The sequence below is a fragment of the Parapedobacter sp. GCM10030251 genome (assembly GCF_042666505.1).
In the GTDB taxonomy this organism is placed as follows: domain Bacteria; phylum Bacteroidota; class Bacteroidia; order Sphingobacteriales; family Sphingobacteriaceae; genus Parapedobacter.
The window spans coordinates 528,661-543,752 of sequence record NZ_JBHTDN010000003.1; the positions used below are offsets into that span (position 1 = coordinate 528,661).

General features: G+C 48.5%; 15 protein-coding genes. 2 read left to right on the top strand and 13 right to left on the bottom strand.

The window, feature by feature from the left end; all coding sequences use genetic code 11:
* Window positions 1–3 precede the first annotated feature (3 nt).
* On the top strand, window positions 4–288 hold the full coding sequence (locus ACFQRK_RS11325) for a GNAT family N-acetyltransferase (RefSeq protein WP_379006649.1): 285 nt from the start codon (window positions 4–6) through the stop codon (window positions 286–288).
* Window positions 289–295: 7 nt separating this feature from the next.
* Here the strand turns inward: ACFQRK_RS11325 and ACFQRK_RS11330 are convergent, their stop codons facing one another.
* The 12 genes from ACFQRK_RS11330 to ACFQRK_RS11385 all read right to left on the bottom strand — a co-directional run bounded on the left by ACFQRK_RS11330 (window position 296) and on the right by ACFQRK_RS11385 (window position 12,212).
* A complete protein-coding gene (locus ACFQRK_RS11330) occupies window positions 296–1,345 on the bottom strand; it encodes a TerC family protein (protein WP_379006651.1) in 1,050 nt (349 codons plus the stop codon).
* A 2-nt stretch (window positions 1,346–1,347) separates the two neighbouring features.
* A complete protein-coding gene (locus ACFQRK_RS11335) occupies window positions 1,348–2,319 on the bottom strand; it encodes a polyprenyl synthetase family protein (protein ID WP_379006652.1) in 972 nt (323 codons plus the stop codon).
* A 43-nt stretch (window positions 2,320–2,362) separates the two neighbouring features.
* Window positions 2,363–2,926, bottom strand: coding sequence for a DUF3109 family protein (locus ACFQRK_RS11340; RefSeq protein ID WP_379006985.1), 564 nt, complete (start codon window positions 2,924–2,926; stop codon window positions 2,363–2,365).
* A gap of 12 nt (window positions 2,927–2,938) precedes the next feature.
* Window positions 2,939–3,733: a DUF3108 domain-containing protein gene (locus tag ACFQRK_RS11345; RefSeq protein ID WP_379006654.1), complete on the bottom strand. Its 795-nt coding sequence runs from the start codon at window positions 3,731–3,733 to the stop codon at window positions 2,939–2,941.
* Between the two features lies 1 nt (window position 3,734).
* Window positions 3,735–4,250 carry a DUF2480 family protein gene (locus ACFQRK_RS11350; protein ID WP_379006656.1) on the bottom strand — a complete coding sequence of 172 codons (516 nt, stop codon included), beginning with the start codon at window positions 4,248–4,250 and terminating at the stop codon, window positions 3,735–3,737.
* Window positions 4,251–4,321: 71 nt separating this feature from the next.
* A complete protein-coding gene (locus tag ACFQRK_RS11355) occupies window positions 4,322–6,433 on the bottom strand; it encodes a SurA N-terminal domain-containing protein (RefSeq protein ID WP_379006657.1) in 2,112 nt (703 codons plus the stop codon).
* 202 nt (window positions 6,434–6,635) lie between these two features.
* Complete coding sequence (lptC, locus tag ACFQRK_RS11360) at window positions 6,636–7,223, bottom strand: LPS export ABC transporter periplasmic protein LptC (protein WP_379006659.1); 588 nt, start codon at window positions 7,221–7,223, stop codon at window positions 6,636–6,638.
* An 18-nt stretch (window positions 7,224–7,241) separates the two neighbouring features.
* Window positions 7,242–8,540 carry a hypothetical protein gene (locus ACFQRK_RS11365; protein ID WP_379006661.1) on the bottom strand — a complete coding sequence of 433 codons (1,299 nt, stop codon included), beginning with the start codon at window positions 8,538–8,540 and terminating at the stop codon, window positions 7,242–7,244.
* Between the two features lie 50 nt (window positions 8,541–8,590).
* The gene (gene purQ, locus ACFQRK_RS11370; protein ID WP_379006662.1) at window positions 8,591–9,292 is read right to left on the bottom strand and encodes a phosphoribosylformylglycinamidine synthase subunit PurQ; all 702 of its coding nucleotides are present in this window, start codon (window positions 9,290–9,292) and stop codon (window positions 8,591–8,593) included.
* A gap of 101 nt (window positions 9,293–9,393) precedes the next feature.
* On the bottom strand, window positions 9,394–10,269 hold the full coding sequence (locus tag ACFQRK_RS11375) for a DUF6427 family protein (RefSeq protein ID WP_379006665.1): 876 nt from the start codon (window positions 10,267–10,269) through the stop codon (window positions 9,394–9,396).
* A gap of 233 nt (window positions 10,270–10,502) precedes the next feature.
* Entirely contained in the window at window positions 10,503–11,354 is an 852-nt protein-coding gene (locus tag ACFQRK_RS11380) for a UDP-2,3-diacylglucosamine diphosphatase (RefSeq protein ID WP_379006668.1), read from the bottom strand.
* Between the two features lie 210 nt (window positions 11,355–11,564).
* Window positions 11,565–12,212 carry an O-methyltransferase gene (locus tag ACFQRK_RS11385; RefSeq protein WP_379006670.1) on the bottom strand — a complete coding sequence of 216 codons (648 nt, stop codon included), beginning with the start codon at window positions 12,210–12,212 and terminating at the stop codon, window positions 11,565–11,567.
* Between the two features lie 345 nt (window positions 12,213–12,557).
* Between ACFQRK_RS11385 and ACFQRK_RS11390 the strand changes: the two genes are divergently transcribed.
* The gene (locus ACFQRK_RS11390; RefSeq protein ID WP_379006673.1) at window positions 12,558–13,364 is read left to right on the top strand and encodes an endonuclease/exonuclease/phosphatase family protein; all 807 of its coding nucleotides are present in this window, start codon (window positions 12,558–12,560) and stop codon (window positions 13,362–13,364) included.
* Here the strand turns inward: ACFQRK_RS11390 and ilvD are convergent.
* A complete protein-coding gene (gene ilvD, locus ACFQRK_RS11395) occupies window positions 13,353–15,044 on the bottom strand; it encodes a dihydroxy-acid dehydratase (protein WP_379006676.1) in 1,692 nt (563 codons plus the stop codon). The genes ACFQRK_RS11390 and ilvD overlap by 12 nt on opposite strands.
* Between the last annotated feature and the right edge of the window lie 48 nt (window positions 15,045–15,092).

A 15,092-nucleotide genomic window follows, 5' to 3' on the forward strand; every position in this document is an offset into this window, starting at 1 on the left:
AGTATGGAAATTAAACGAGATGATAACGGTAAAAAGGGTCAATTCAGCGCATTGATTGATGGCGAAGAAGCAGGCCTGATGACTTACACATGGGCAGGGGATCATAAGTTCATCATTGATCATACGGAAGTAAACCCGGATTTCTCGGGAAAAGGCATCGGAAAACAGCTGGTAATGTCTGCGGTTGCATTTGCGCGCGACAATAACCTAAAGATCCTTCCCCTGTGTCCGTACGCCAAGAAGGTGTTTGAGCGAACACCCGAGATACAGGACGTACGGTGGTCTTAAGTGTCGGTTAACCGGCCTTTGCCTTTTTCGGGAAAACCAAAGAGGCAATAACGCTGAGGGCCAGAATGGAAACAATCACGATCAATGAATGCGATGTGGTGAAGCCCCATCCGTCTAACCAGTGATGCAACAGCATTTTGGCACCGATGAATACCAACAGAAAGGAGAGACCCGTTTTAAGGTAATGGAATTTGTGAATGATGTTAACCAGTAGGAAAAACATCGACCGCAAACCCAGGATCGCAAATATGTTGGAGAAAAAGACGATGTAGGGATCCTTGGTTACGGCAAAGATCGCTGGAATCGAATCCACTGCGAAAATCAAATCGGTAAACTCAATCACCAACAAGACGAGGAAAAGAGGTGTGACGTATTTTTTTCCTGCTTCTTTGTGGAAGAATTGACCGCCCACAAAGGTGGGATAGACCGAGAAATACCGGGAAGCAAACTTTACCACCGTATGGTTCTGTGGATCGATTTCTTCTTCATCGCTCCGGTGCAGAAACATATTGATACCTGTGTAAACCAAGAAAAAGCCGAAGATGTAAAGTATCCATCCAAATTGGCTGATGAGCGCAGCGCCCAAAAATATGAAAAGGAACCGAAGGACGATGGCTCCGATGATTCCCCACACCAAGACTTTGTGATAGTATTTTGGAGGCACGCCAAACGAGCTGAAAATCAGCACCATGACGAATATGTTGTCTACTGACAAGGCGTATTCCACCACATATCCCGTAAGGTATTCCAGTGCCAGGTTATTCTTGTAAATGGCCAAGCTGGCGGCGAAATCATCGGGTATCAATCGGATGTTATGCAGATGTTTTTTGGTAATTTCTGCTAACCTGCCAAAATCATGGACGTCATGCAATTCGTGTCCCCAGATCCGCAGCACCACGTAGAACCCTAATGCAAAGCATACCCATACTGTACTCATAATAGCGGCTTGGGTGAGGCTTACCGCCTTTTCGCTTTTGCTAAAGAGTCCCAAGTCAATGGCCAGCATGAGAATGATAAACAGTAAAAAGCCGCCAAAGAATAGAAGTTCGTTGCTCATGTTTATTTGTTACGTTCAGTTGTGTATCTTACCAATTGTTCCAACCCGTTGCGATAATCGTTGACCGGGAAACGGGCCAGGATATCAAATGCTTCCTGCTGATATGCCTGCATTTTAGCAGTAGCGTATTCCATGCCCCTGTTTGCTTTCACAAATGCGATGACTTCGCGCACCTTTTGCGAGTCTTCGTTATGGTTTTTCACCAAATTGATGATATATCGCTTTTCGGACTTCTTTACCCGCCGCAATGCATAAATCAACGGCAACGTAATTTTCTTTTCCTTGATATCGTTCCCCAGGGGTTTGCCTACATCGTCGATACCGAAATCAAATAAATCATCTTTGATTTGGAAGGCGATCCCTACTTTCTCCCCGAATTGGCGCAGGAGATCGATGGTAGATTCATCCGCACCGCCTGATGCCGCACCACAAGCGCAGCAGGAGGCAATCAGCGAGGCCGTTTTTTGCCGGATTACTTCAAAGTAAACCGCTTCCTCGATGTCCATCCGGCGGGCTTTTTCGATTTGGAGCAATTCTCCTTCGCTCATTTGTTCCACAGCATGGGTAACGATTTCAAGCAATCTGAAATCATGATTACGGATCGATAGCGACAGCCCTTTGGCGAGAAGGAAATCTCCGACGAGGACCGCAATTTTGTTTTTCCATAAAGCATTTACAGAAAAGAAGCCGCGTCGTACATTGGCATTGTCTACCACGTCATCATGTACCAGGGTAGCTGTATGTAGCAGCTCCACCAGGGCAGCGCCGCGATGGGTCGCATCGTTGATACCCCCACACAGCCCTGCAGAAAAAAAGACAAACATCGGACGCATTTGTTTGCCTTTTCGCTTTACGATGTAGTGCGTGATCCGGTCGAGTAACGGAACGGAACTCCGCATCGACTCTTTGAATTTGTCTTCAAAAGTTGCCAGCTCGTTGGCAATGGGTTTTTGTATTTCGCTTAGTTTGAGCATGTGCGTAAGACCGGCGCAAGATACTAAGATAATCCACAATAACCTATAGCAGTGCTATGGATTCTTCCAGCTCCTCGTACCACTTTTGCCCATATTTGCGGATGAGCGGCTCTTTCAAAAACGCATATACCGGTACTTTCAATTCTCTGCCCAGAGAGCAGGCAGAATGACAGATATGCCAACGGTCGTAATGCAGCACATCAAACTCTGGATAGGCAGTGGTGCGGATGGGGTAGAGGTGACACGAGATCGGTTTTTTCCAGTTGATCTCCCCGCGCTCATAGGCTTTCTCGATCGCACATTTGGTGATGCCGTTTTCCCAGGTCACGTATGCGCATTCTTTGTTGCCATCCACACACGGAGTAGTCAGGTCGCCATCCATATCGACCACATGGGTGCCTTGCTCTTCTACGGCGGCGATTCCCTTCTCGGTCATATAGCGTTTTACCTGTGGGTAGACCGAATCGAGCACAGCCAGTTCATCGCGCTGCAACGGAGCTCCGGCATCGCCTTCGACACAACACGCGCCGTGGCATTTGCCAAGGTTGCACACAAATTCTTCCTTAATCAACTCCTCACTTACCAATACGGTACCTACTTCAATCATCATGGTTGTCTGCTATTTGGATACGCCGGCCAGTTTTTCACCTAACGGATATTTCAATCCCTTGGCTTCGGAGAGCTCCAGAGTCACCGAACCGATCAGTATTTCGACCTGCGCTTTTACCGGAATGCGATTGCCGTCATTGGTTACCCAAAGATATAGCCGGCTGTCTTTTCGAAATATCCTACCGGGTGTTATTTCCGGACTGAATTTCAGGCATTCCAACGTGCCAATGGAGGTTTTTATGCTTTCTACTCCTAGGTATTCGATACCTAAAGTGGCAATTTCGTCATTCAGGAAATAGGTCATTTTAAACGACTGACCCGGTTGTACATTCCTCAGGTCAAGGTTACGGGAAAAGTAATATGCGGACAGCAGATCAAAGGTTTGGGCAGACGGGCTCTTGAAGGTGCCTTTGTTCCCTTGCACGGTTCGGTTGCGATGATCAAAGCGAACAATGTCTGTCCGCCGGTAATTGCCTTCGCGTATGTTTTCAGTGTAATAATGCGGTAAGAATGTCCGTGAATCAATGTACGAGTCGTAGCGGTTGTCCACGGTATAGAAAACGCTGAATGCCTTGGAGGTTTGACCACGTGCAGTCAGGTGAAAAGAATGCGGACTGCTAAACTTGATCTTCGAGTCTTCAACTTTCAATGTGCCGACGGCGGCCGAAATGACGCCGTAACGTAGGCGGTACTGCAGTTCCTCACCCGCCTTGAATGCGGGCTCTTTCAGGAACGGAAGTGACTGTCCCTGGGCAAACAGTGCCCCCCAAAGAAAGGTTATCAATAAAATACCGCTTTTGGTCATGTCAGGCCTTGCGCTTAAAAACGGGAACCGTGGAACAAGGCTCTCCGTATAGGATGCTTTTAGCAACTTTGCTCAGCTGAGCGGTAAACTTGACAAAGGCAGATTCGGGGATGTTTATGTCGCCACAGCCTTTGACAACTACGCGTTGATCCCGATAGGCTTCCATGTCTAGTTTTTCGAGCGCTCGTTCGTATAGTACCGTTTCTAGGGTATTCAAATCGCCAAATACCATGTCCTTAGCGTAAGGTTCCAGTCGGTTGGCCAGCAGCATATACGCCCAGGTGGGCACAATTGCATCTGCCGTGCAGGTAATTGCCACGTATGTATCCGTGTATTGCGACCAGTCGTGTGTCTTGACAAATTCCCTAAAGTCTTTCTCACGTAAGATGAGGCCGTGGAATAGATTGTCTTTGATGTCGTATACCACGCGCTTTCCTTGTGGGGCAAAATGCGCAAGGTCTACGGTCACCAAGCCACTTTGTGCCACTTTATTGATAATGGTTTCCTGTATTTCCATAACAAAAAATCCGGATAGCACTGTTAGCCATCCGGATACAAAGTTACGAAATAAATTATTAGCGCCGACTGTTAAAAGAACCTCGCCCGGTTATCTACGATATCGGCCTTATCCTGCAATGCGCGGAAGGCCCGGGACCAGGAGCGTTGAGCCTGGGATTGCGCCATTTGCTTTTTCTGCGCGGCCAGGTCGCTGGGGGCCTCGGGATTTACAAAGCCGGTCACTTCTACGACGTATACCCCTTGAGAGCCCCGTATGGGTTTCGAGGGTTGTTTGGGCTGCAAACCGAATACCGTACCGACGACGGCATTTTCCTGCGCAACACCGGGAATAACGGGATTTGCAAACACAATGTTTTCCGCGGACGCCGGTGTTTTTTTCAACTTTTCGCCGATTTGCGCAATGGAGGTAGCTCCTTTGGCGGCCTCGTCTGCCTGGGCGATCAGCTTCTTGGCTTTCACCCGATTGCGGACGATCGGTTCGATTTCTGTTTTTACCGCTTCCAGAGGCAATTGGCCTTTTTCGCGGATTCCGGTAACCCGTGCAACTACGTATTTGGTTTCCGATTCATAGATCTTGTCGGAAAAGTCGCCCTGATCGGCTTCAAAAGCCCAGCGTACCAATTCACGGGGCACTTCTGTGCCCATCAGCATGGTTTCCATGGCGGTGATGTTATCGGCTTTCAGTACGGAAACACCCTGTTGCGTGGCGACCTCCTGAAAATTATTCTTGTTAAGTGCGCCAAAGAACTGGGTTGCTTTGTTGTAAGCTGCGTTCATGGTTTCTTTCCCGCTGGTTATCTGCTTGTCGATGATGGCGGCTTTCACTACGCGTGAGGAGCCGATCTGGTCCTCGACTTTAATGATGTGGATGCCGAATTGCGAATTCGCGATCACCACCTGTCCTTCTTTCGCATCAAATGCTGCATTTTCGAACGCCGGAACCATCATTCCGCGGCCAAAGGTACCCAGTTCACCGCCGTTCACTTTGCTGCCTTCGTCGACACTGAATTGTACGGCCAGTGCGGCAAAACTCTCTCCCTTTTCGATGAGTCCCTTGATGGAATCAGCTTTTGCCCGGGCCTTGTCTATCCCACCTTCAGTGGCGGGATTCAGTAAAATGTGGCTGGCTTTTACCGAGTCCGGTCCTACCTTGGTATCAATGATTTTGGCAATTTCAAACCGGCCATTTGCCAGCACCGGTCCTACCGTTGTGCCGACCGGTGCCCCGAATACCAACGTATCCAATGCGGGGCTGAATTCGCCTTGTTTGCGGAAGATGTAGGGATATTTGGTGTCCGAATTGACGGAGGCAAAGAGGGAATCGCTCGTAGACTCGGCTAATTGGGCCTTCAATTCATCGATGGTGGCTTTAACCCTTGCGGTGTCCTGAGCAGTAGGACTTGCATCAAATACAACGTATTCCAGGCTACGTGTTTCCTCTTCATTCTTGAATACGCCTTTGTTTTCGTTGTAATAATCTTTGTAGTCCTGGTCGGTAAGGGTTACCGAGCTGTCAGGTACCGATTCGTAGTCCAGCAACACATATTCGAAATTAGCTAGCTTATTCCGCTGGCTGTATTCTTCATTAGCTTCCAGTGCAGTCACGTACACACTGTTATTGATCAGGTTGGTGTATTTTGCACCTAACCGTTCATCCCGTATGCTTTGCAGCAGGGCGTCCCATTGCGCATGTGCTTCGTGGCCCTGGGGCAGGGTGCCTACCTGTGAAATGAAGTTATTGAGCTGGCCACGGTCGAATTGACCGGTTTGTGGGTTGCGGAACGCCTGTTGGATCTGCATGGACGGATTGTCGCCCTGAACCAAGTCATTCAATTCCGTCTTGCCTACGGTCAGGCCAATGCGTTCGACCTCGTTTCTTAACAATTCGCGGGTTAAGTATTGACCCCATACTTGTTGAACGGCATAGGATTTCATTTGCGGATTTAGGGTGCCTCCACCCATTTGCTGGCGGAACATTTCCGACGTTTGGTCTACCTGTGCGTTAAATTCATTGATGTCTATGGCCTCCCCGTTGATGCTGCCTACCTGATTCTGGTGGCGCGCCCAAAAAGGAGTACCATAATTAATCACGTCTCCCAATAAAAACGCAAAAATCGCGAAACCGATAAAAACAACGATAACCACGCCCGCCCGGTTACGCAAATAATTCATAAATCCCATAGCCTATCTAAAACTGTTTCTTTAAGCTGTTATTTTATATTGTTAAGTTCTTGTCTTTTCAGGTGATTTTCCACCCTTTTTCAAAATGAGGCGCAAGATACAACTTTTATCAAAAAAAGAGTAAAATAAATGGAACCTGTATGAGCAACCGCTCAAAAATAAATTGATTGAATAGCTCATGCAAGCTTTATAGCCGATATACCTAACGAAACGTCGGGCCTTCTCCGGGCAGGAAGACATGAACTCCAGTCATGTTTTGTACGTCGATCATTTCAAAGCTTCCATCTGAATGGAACGAGGAGCCCATAACGTGTCCTCTGCCGTCCTTGAAATCGGCCTCGATGGGAACGTGGTTATAAAAGGTATTGGCTTTCTGATCGTGGATGAGTTCTTCGGTTTTAATAACCGAACCGTCGGCACGGGTGATGACCACATTTCTCCTGAATTCCGTCAGTTCTTCGGCTTCTTTTTGGATGGCATAATCTGAAGTAATGCGTTGGGTTTCGGCTCCTTTCTCGTCAAAAAAGATGATGGTGACCCCCTTTTGAAATTCGTAGTAGGGCTTTTCGACATTGTAACGCCGCATTTCCGGAGCGGTCATCTTGGCCTTGACCTTGGCCGAGTCGCTATAGATCACGGTGACGTTCTGGGAAATGTCTACCGGCTCTTCGGCCTGTATGGAGGCAATCCGATCGACTTCTTTCAGGTCGGTTTCACACCCAACCAGCAGCATGCTGCCGAATAGCGCATACGTAACGGAATGAAGGATATTTTTGCCAGCTAAACCCATGGCGCGTCATTGTCAGCATTAATCGTAGCGTCTTCGCTGAAACCACCGTTCGTTCAGGGTGAATCCTAAGTGGAAGTTGATGTACCGTTCCCTGACCAACCGATCGGTCAGCGCACCCGTTTGCCCGAATTCGGTAGCAAAATTGATTTTGTAAAAAGAACCGCCGAACAGGGAAGGCAAGGGGAAGCCAAAGCCCACCGTAAGTGCCATTTGCTTAATGTTTTGATCGGCGATGTTGATATGGGATTTATTGTATTTAAAACCGAGACGGTAATCCACAACGCCAAGGTAATTCACCGAAGTAATGTCCGGGGTGATCTGGCCGCCGACTGCGAAGCCATAGCTATCAGTAAGGTTCGGATTGTCTTCCCCGATCCGGAAATCGCTCCATTTGGCATAGTTAAAATCACCACCGACCATCCAATGGTTTCCTTTGGCTATGCTAAAGCCGACGCTGTGCTTCATGGGCATACTGACGCTTTGTTTCCGGCCTTCATAAGGAGGGCCAATGGAGTCAACCGGTAGATTTTCAAAATCGTCCTCGACGCTGGTAGGGGTACGGGTCACGACGCGCGATGCTGTGGTGTTGAGCGGGGTACCGGCTGTTCCGGTATAGCCGACGGTCAAATTTACGCTGTTGCCCAAGGGCTGAAAATACTGGGCGCCGTAGTCGAAGCTGAAACCATTGATGTATTGGCTGCTGTCTATACGGACATTCAGGCCGCCCACGTCATTGGGCAATTCGACCGATCGGATGTTGTTCAGCGTGCCGAAGAGGTAGGATACGTTGGCCCCCACACTGAAATTTTTGTTCAATTGGATCCCATAACCTAAATACGCTTTTGTGGCACCACCTGCACCTGCATACACCGTCCGGATGTCTACGGTATCAATCGATCCGGGAATGGCATAACTAAAGCCGACATCCGAAAAGGGCATAATGCCAAAACTGAGGCCGCCCGGACGTCCTAAGGGAATGCCGAAGTTGATATGGCCAAGTGAGAAATTGTAGGAGTTTTCAGAAAGTTGATTCCTGCTCAACTGGGTGATATTCCCGAATACGCCGACATCTACGGTGGTCAGTGCCAGGGCCGAATAGGACGCCGGATTGCCCACATTGATGTTTCCATAGCCGCTCAGGTAGCGTACGCCCGTTGCGATACCGCCCATTGCCCGTGTTTGCGGCAACTGGTCACCGCGGATCTCCCCCAGGCCAAACCGGGAATAAGGGGAACTGGTGGTGGAACGTTGACCATGCACCAAGGTAATCGGCAAAAGAAACGTAATAAAAACAAGGGCTTTCAGAGTATGCTGCATGATATCGTGAGGGTACTTTGGAATGCGGGAGAAATGCTGCATGTGCTTCATTAAAGGGAATGCGATAGAGCCGTAGCAAGTATGGACTCAAAGATGACCAGCCCATCGGTGTTGCCCAACAGATTGTCTGCAGCCCGTTCGGGGTGGGGCATCATGCCGAATACATTCCGCGTGCGGTTGCACACACCGGCGATGTTTTCCACGGAGCCGTTCGGATTTGCGGCGTCGGTTACATTCCCAGCTGCATCGCAATAACGGAATAATATCTGGTCGTGGTCATTTAAGGCCTTCAACGTATCGTTGTCAACAAAGTAATTTCCCTCACCATGGGCAACCGGAATTTTATAGGCGCGGCTGGTATCCATCTGCGCCGTAATCAAGGACTGCGTAGTTTGAGGGGTTAAGTAGATGTTTTGGCAAATGAACTTCCGTTGACGGTTGTGCAGCAGTGCACCAGGTACCAAACCGGCCTCGGCTAATATCTGGAAACCGTTGCAGATACCCAGAAGGTAACCGCCTTTATTTGCATAAGCAATGATTTCCTGCATGATCGGAGAAAAGCGCGCGATCGCACCGGAGCGTAAATAGTCGCCATAGGAAAACCCACCTGGCAGTACGATAAACTCTGCACCTTGCAGGTCGTGATCCTTATGCCATAAACGAACCACTTCTTGCCCCATGATGTGTTCCAATACATAGATGACGTCTTCATCGCAATTGGAACCCGGAAATATAACGACACCAAACTTCATGCAACGCTGTTAATTAAAAATGTATGCAAAGCTATTTAATTTTTAGTTGTCAGAGGGCACCCTTTTTGTTAAAAAAGGTTAAAATGCTCTTTATAAATCGTTTAGAAAAACTGAAAATAGATGATTGTGAGGACTAATACGACGTAAATGGTTTCATAAAACCATCGCTTGGTCGCATAATTGAAATAATAGGTCATGTAGATGGCTACCGGGGGCACGGCCAGCAGGAAATGATTGATGGACCAATCTGCATTGAGGTAAAAGGATATAACAGACAGCACGAACATGCAAAAGAGCAATTGAAACGACTTGCGGATATGCACGACGCTTTTCAAAAGATTTTGACGCAGGGAAACAAAAAACAGTCCAAGGATCACGATCACCGGAAGCAATACGAGGTAATCGTAGATATCAATGTGTATGGATGTCGGAAAAGGGTAGGTAAGCGGAAGCCAGATTTCATAAAACTCTGCCATGCGGTCAAACCAAAGATATACCACGCCCAACAAAAAATACACCGTTGCAAAGCCAATCGGCGCAGCCAGCCATTCACGCCAATCGAAAGGCCGGAAAATGATCAAGCTGCACGAAAGCAGCAGCAACATGACGATGAACGGAAAGTACACCAGGCTGCCCAGGGCGACAATCATGCCCAGGTCAAACATCAGGGGTTTGATTTCCGTGCGACGGTAAATGCTGAATAATTTGTCCAACATCCAAATAGAAAGGAAGTTGCAAATAAGGATCGGAGACAGCACAAGGAAAGGCAAGATAAGGCTGGCCAGCGTCATGTACATGAGCGCCGGTAGAAAGCTCGACCTGCCCACAAGGTTAACGTGATTGACCGCCCGGTTGATCAACAGCGCCTGAATGACGGTAAGCACCAACGTAATTAACACGTTCGCTTGGGGGGTAATGTTTTCGGGCGACAGCTTACCTGTAAAATTGGCAATGGCTGGCTCAAAAAAAACCGGCATCAGATTTTCCGGTAAATGCATAAATACGCCTAGGCACAGGACAAGGCCTATGAGGGACAACAATAAAATATTAAGCGGCGTATATTTCCGAAACTGATCAATCATTTTGTAAGCACCGAAAGTGCTACAAGTATAGGGGTTAATTTTTAATTGAAAGTTGGAGATTTGAAAATTTGAAAACGGGGATTTTGAAAATTTGACAATGGAAAATGGAATTTAAGAATGGAAACTAACTAAACCGTCGGTTCCGATTTCAGTAAGTCGAGTAGTCGGTGAATATCAAGTTTGCCATCCAGGTTGTCGTTTTCGGAAGCGTCCGGATCGGGGTCGTCGATGAGGTAATCAGCCGCTTGGTAACGGTATACCTGCCAATTGCCCTTGTGGTATTCCAATGCCGTTAGATTTTCAACCCAATCGCCCGAATTGAGATACGTTACTTCTCCCTTTTCGGTTTGGATCTGCCGAATTGCCGGTTGGTGGATATGTCCGCAAATTACGTATTGGTACCCTTTCTCAATAGCCAATGTGGCCGCGGTTACTTCAAAATCGTTGATGAATTTTACCGCATTTTTTATGCTGTTTTTGATTTTTTTCGAAAGGCTCATTTTTTCCCGACCCAGTTTCGTCAATATCCAATTAACCAGGCTATTCAATAAAATAAGCGTATCGTATCCGACGGCGCCAAGTCGCGCGAGCCATTTCGCGTGCTGCATGGTGACATCGAAAATATCGCCGTGGAAAACCCATGCGCGTTTTTTACCGATGCGCAGGGAAAGTTTGTTGGTGATCGTTAGCGACCCTAACTGGAAGTCTGCAAATTTCCGCAGCATCTCATCGTGGTTTCCTGTCAGATAGACTACCGGAGTTCCTTCGGAGACGAATTTCAGGATTTTTCTGACGACTTTCATGTGTGATTCCGGCCAGTAGCGTTTACTGAATTGCCAGATATCGATGACATCACCATTCAAAAGGATTTTTTTTGGTTTGATGCTCTTCAGATAGCGTAGAAGTTCTTTGGCGTGGCATCCATATGTGCCCAAATGTACGTCTGATAGTACAACCAGATCTACCTCCCGTTTGTTCATAGGCTGCGGGTGCTTAATTAATCTTCTCCTTCTTCAAACCGCACGTCAACGTATTTGGCAAATACATACGATAGCCCACCTAAACACAGGATGATCATGCAAATGGTTATTTCTAATAGGTATACCATATTGCACACAAATTTGATTACTAAACATTACCTGAATATTACCGGGCGATTAAATAATCCAGTTGCTGTTTGGCGTCTAGCGCTATTTTTTCCGGCTGATGGCGATACCGGAATCGCTTGACCGGTTGACCGTGGTTTCGTATCCCGGATGACTGTTCACGAAATCCATGTATGCCGGTATGCCGTTGATGGATTGCAGCACGTTATGCGCCGTGAAAGTACCACCTGCTCGGAGCTTGGGATCGACATCTTTGAAATATTGGATGTACCAATCTTTGTCGGCATCCGAAAAGACAAAATCGAAGGGACCTTTCAACGTCTTTACCAATTGATGGGCGTCGCCCAATCTAAAATCCACTATGTCGGCCAATCCCAGGGCTTTCAGGTTTTTGATGGCTTCCCGCTGCCTGTTTTCGTCGATCTCAATGGTAACAAGCTTGCCGCCGGTTTTGCTGAGCGCCCACGCAATCCAGACGGTGGAGTGACCCGTTGACGTACCGATTTCCAGTGCCGACTGGTACTTGTTGTTGACAATGAGGTCGTGTAACACCCGGCCATCCTCGTAAGGCACATTAAGGTCGTGCCACGCCTCCCGTTTTTCTGTCAGGAATTGCTCAATGCGTTTATCCAATTCAGTTTGTGCATCGGTAGTCTGCGCTGCACATCCTGTCGTCAGCCCGAAAGCCAAAACGCCTAACAGAGCTGGTTTGATCAGAGAAATAGTTTTCATTTGAATCACTTGTTTATTTCCATTACTTGTTCGTTTTTAAAGGCATTCCTGCTGCCTTCGGCGGTTTTAACGGCAATGAAGCGATCATGGGTTTTATTCAGGGTTTTATAGTCATCCGTTTATGGTAACAATTGGGTGTATGGTAATAAAACACCCAGCATTTAGTTTTGTTTGCGCTTGCTTGTTTCACTCCGAAATGGATGAAGAGGTCCTTGTCGAGAGATCCAACGGAACATGCTTGCAACTTTGTGAAAAATGCGGAAAGCAGGATCGGCAAAGCAGGTTAAAATGATAACTTTGCCATGGAGCGAATGTTCACTCCGACGCTATTTTAAGACTTACACGATGATACATCCCCAACGACTGCTGAAACACATGCTTTGCCTTCCGGTTATGTTGATCGCTTTACTCGGATATGCAGAGGACCCCGGTAAATTGAAAGTAATGGCCTACAACATACACCATTGCAATCCGCCCAGTAAGCCCGATAGGATTGACGTGGCTGCTATCGCCAAGGTTATCCAGGAGGAATCGCCAGACTTGGTGGCCTTGCAAGAGGTGGATGTGCATACGCTCCGCTCGGGTAAGGACCTGCACCAGGCGAAGGCGCTGGCTGAAATGACCGGCATGTACTATTATTTCAAAAAGGCCATTGACTACGAAGGAGGCGCATACGGTATCGCGGTGCTTTCGAGGTTTCCGATTGAGGACACCCTGGGAGTTGCATTGCCCATGGCAACCGGGCTCAGCGGAGAACCCCGCGCTGTCGCCGCGGTGAAGGTGAAGCTACCTAATGGCAGGTTGCTAACATTTGCCAGCACGCATCTCGATCTGCGCGTACAGCATCGTTCTTTGCAGACCTTAAAGATCACGGAAACGTTCGCCAACGACACCAGCCTCGTAATCGTGGCGGGCGATTTCAACGACGTAGCAGGAAGTGAACCGATCGACATCATGGACCGATCGTTCCAACCTACCTGCAAAGGCGATAACTGTCCGGGAACCATCCCCGTAGCGACTCCCAACCGGGTGATCGATTATATTTTTTATCGTCCATCGCGGGCCATGCACGTAATCGAGCACCGGGTAATTGCGGAAACCTACGCTTCCGATCACCGGCCAGTTGTGGCGGTATTGCAGTTAAAAGACTGAAAAGGTGTCTGTAACGCATCCGACGGATGCCGAAGATACCATCTGCGCATACTTGAACAATACTCCTTGCGTGATTTTTGGCGTAGGTTTGACCCATTGTGCTCGCCGCAGGGCTATTTCTTCTTCGCTTATTTTGGCGTCCACCCGGTTATTACGGACATCGATGGTCAGCATATCACCGTCTTTCAGCAGCGCAATGAGCCCGCCTTCAACAGCCTCCGGTGAAACATGCCCAACGACAAAGCCGTGTGTACCTCCCGAAAAGCGTCCATCGGTAATCAGGGCGACGTCGTTACCCAGGCCAGCTCCCATGATCGCGGCGGTCACTTTAAGCATCTCTGGCATTCCGGGCCCGCCTTTGGGGCCGACGTAACGGATCACGATCACATCCCCTTTGCAGATGCGGCCCTCCTTTACGGCGGCTACGGTTTCGTCTTCGCTATCGAATACCCTTGCTGTACCTTCAAAGAATTCGCCTTCTTTACCGGTTATTTTCGCAACGGCACCCTGGGGGGCGATGTTTCCATAAAGGATTTGCAGATGTCCGGTAGGCTTCAGTGGTTTATCCAAAGGTGTCAGGATTTTCAATTCGTTGTTCCATGGCTGAATGTGTTCGAGGTTTTCGCGAAGCGATTTGCCGGTAACGGTGAGGCAATCCCCATCGAGCAGGCCTTCATCCAACAAGATTTTCAAAACGGCTGGTGTACCGCCGCTATCGTGTACATCTTCCATCATGTATTTGCCGCTTGGTTTCAAATCGGCGATCAATGGCGTATGGTTGCTGACGTACTGGAAATCGTCCAAAGTAAGCGGAAGGCCAAAAGCTTGGGCAATGGCCAGGTAATGTAAGACGGCATTGGTAGATCCGCCCAAGGCCATCACGACAACCAGCGCATTCTCCAATGACCTGCGGGTAACGATGTCGCGCGGTTTCAGGTCTAATTCGAGCAGGTTTTTGATCGCCGCTGCAGCCGTAACGCATTCCTGTTTCTTTTCGTCGCTGGTGGCAGGATTGGACGAACTGTAGGGCAATGACAGACCGAGTGCTTCGATGGAGGAAGACATGGTATTGGCGGTGTACATACCCCCGCAGGCTCCCGCTCCCGGGCACGCGTTGCGGATGATCTGACCAAGTTCCTCTTCGTCAATAAGTCCTGCCACTTTCGCGCCATAGGCTTCAAACGTAGAAAGCACATTGATTTTCTTCCCTTTATGACGACCCGAATGGATGCTGCCGCCATAGATCATGAGTGCAGGGCGGTTGAGCCGGCCCATTGCGATTGCTGCGCCGGGTAAATTCTTGTCGCAACCCATGATGGTTACCAATCCGTCGTACCATTGGCCGCCCATCACGGTCTCGATGCAGTCTGCAATGAGGTCGCGCGAAGGTAAGGAGAAATTCATACCGAAGGTTCCCATGCTGATGGCATCGCTCACCCCGATGGTATTGAAAGTAAGTCCGTTTAATTCGACCGTTTTCAGGGCGTCGGTTACAATCGCCGCCAGGTCATTGAGGTGCATGTTACACGGGTTTCCCGCCCAACCCGCACTGGCTACACCTATCTGCGGTAATTTGATGGTTCTTTCGTCCAAGCCGATGGCATGGAGCATCGCCCGTGAGCCGGGTTGGTCTTCATTTTCGGTGAGTTTGCGGCTAAATTTATTTAATACGGTATCCATTAAGTAAAGTGAATTGAATAATGTGTTTGTTAATCTTGATCAATAAAG

Coding starts and splice junctions, on each gene's coding strand:
- ACFQRK_RS11325 (WP_379006649.1), top strand. CDS start 4: ATGGAAATTAAACGAGATGATAACGGTAAAAAGGGTCAATTCAGCGCA.
- ACFQRK_RS11330 (WP_379006651.1), bottom strand. CDS start 1,345: ATGAGCAACGAACTTCTATTCTTTGGCGGCTTTTTACTGTTTATCATT.
- ACFQRK_RS11335 (WP_379006652.1), bottom strand. CDS start 2,319: ATGCTCAAACTAAGCGAAATACAAAAACCCATTGCCAACGAGCTGGCA.
- ACFQRK_RS11340 (WP_379006985.1), bottom strand. CDS start 2,926: ATGATTGAAGTAGGTACCGTATTGGTAAGTGAGGAGTTGATTAAGGAA.
- ACFQRK_RS11345 (WP_379006654.1), bottom strand. CDS start 3,733: ATGACCAAAAGCGGTATTTTATTGATAACCTTTCTTTGGGGGGCACTG.
- ACFQRK_RS11350 (WP_379006656.1), bottom strand. CDS start 4,250: ATGGAAATACAGGAAACCATTATCAATAAAGTGGCACAAAGTGGCTTG.
- ACFQRK_RS11355 (WP_379006657.1), bottom strand. CDS start 6,433: ATGGGATTTATGAATTATTTGCGTAACCGGGCGGGCGTGGTTATCGTT.
- lptC (WP_379006659.1), bottom strand. CDS start 7,223: ATGGGTTTAGCTGGCAAAAATATCCTTCATTCCGTTACGTATGCGCTA.
- ACFQRK_RS11365 (WP_379006661.1), bottom strand. CDS start 8,540: ATGCAGCATACTCTGAAAGCCCTTGTTTTTATTACGTTTCTTTTGCCG.
- purQ (WP_379006662.1), bottom strand. CDS start 9,292: ATGAAGTTTGGTGTCGTTATATTTCCGGGTTCCAATTGCGATGAAGAC.
- ACFQRK_RS11375 (WP_379006665.1), bottom strand. CDS start 10,269: ATGCCGGTTTTTTTTGAGCCAGCCATTGCCAATTTTACAGGTAAGCTG.
- ACFQRK_RS11380 (WP_379006668.1), bottom strand. CDS start 11,354: ATGAACAAACGGGAGGTAGATCTGGTTGTACTATCAGACGTACATTTG.
- ACFQRK_RS11385 (WP_379006670.1), bottom strand. CDS start 12,212: ATGAAAACTATTTCTCTGATCAAACCAGCTCTGTTAGGCGTTTTGGCT.
- ACFQRK_RS11390 (WP_379006673.1), top strand. CDS start 12,558: ATGATACATCCCCAACGACTGCTGAAACACATGCTTTGCCTTCCGGTT.
- ilvD (WP_379006676.1), bottom strand. CDS start 15,044: ATGGATACCGTATTAAATAAATTTAGCCGCAAACTCACCGAAAATGAA.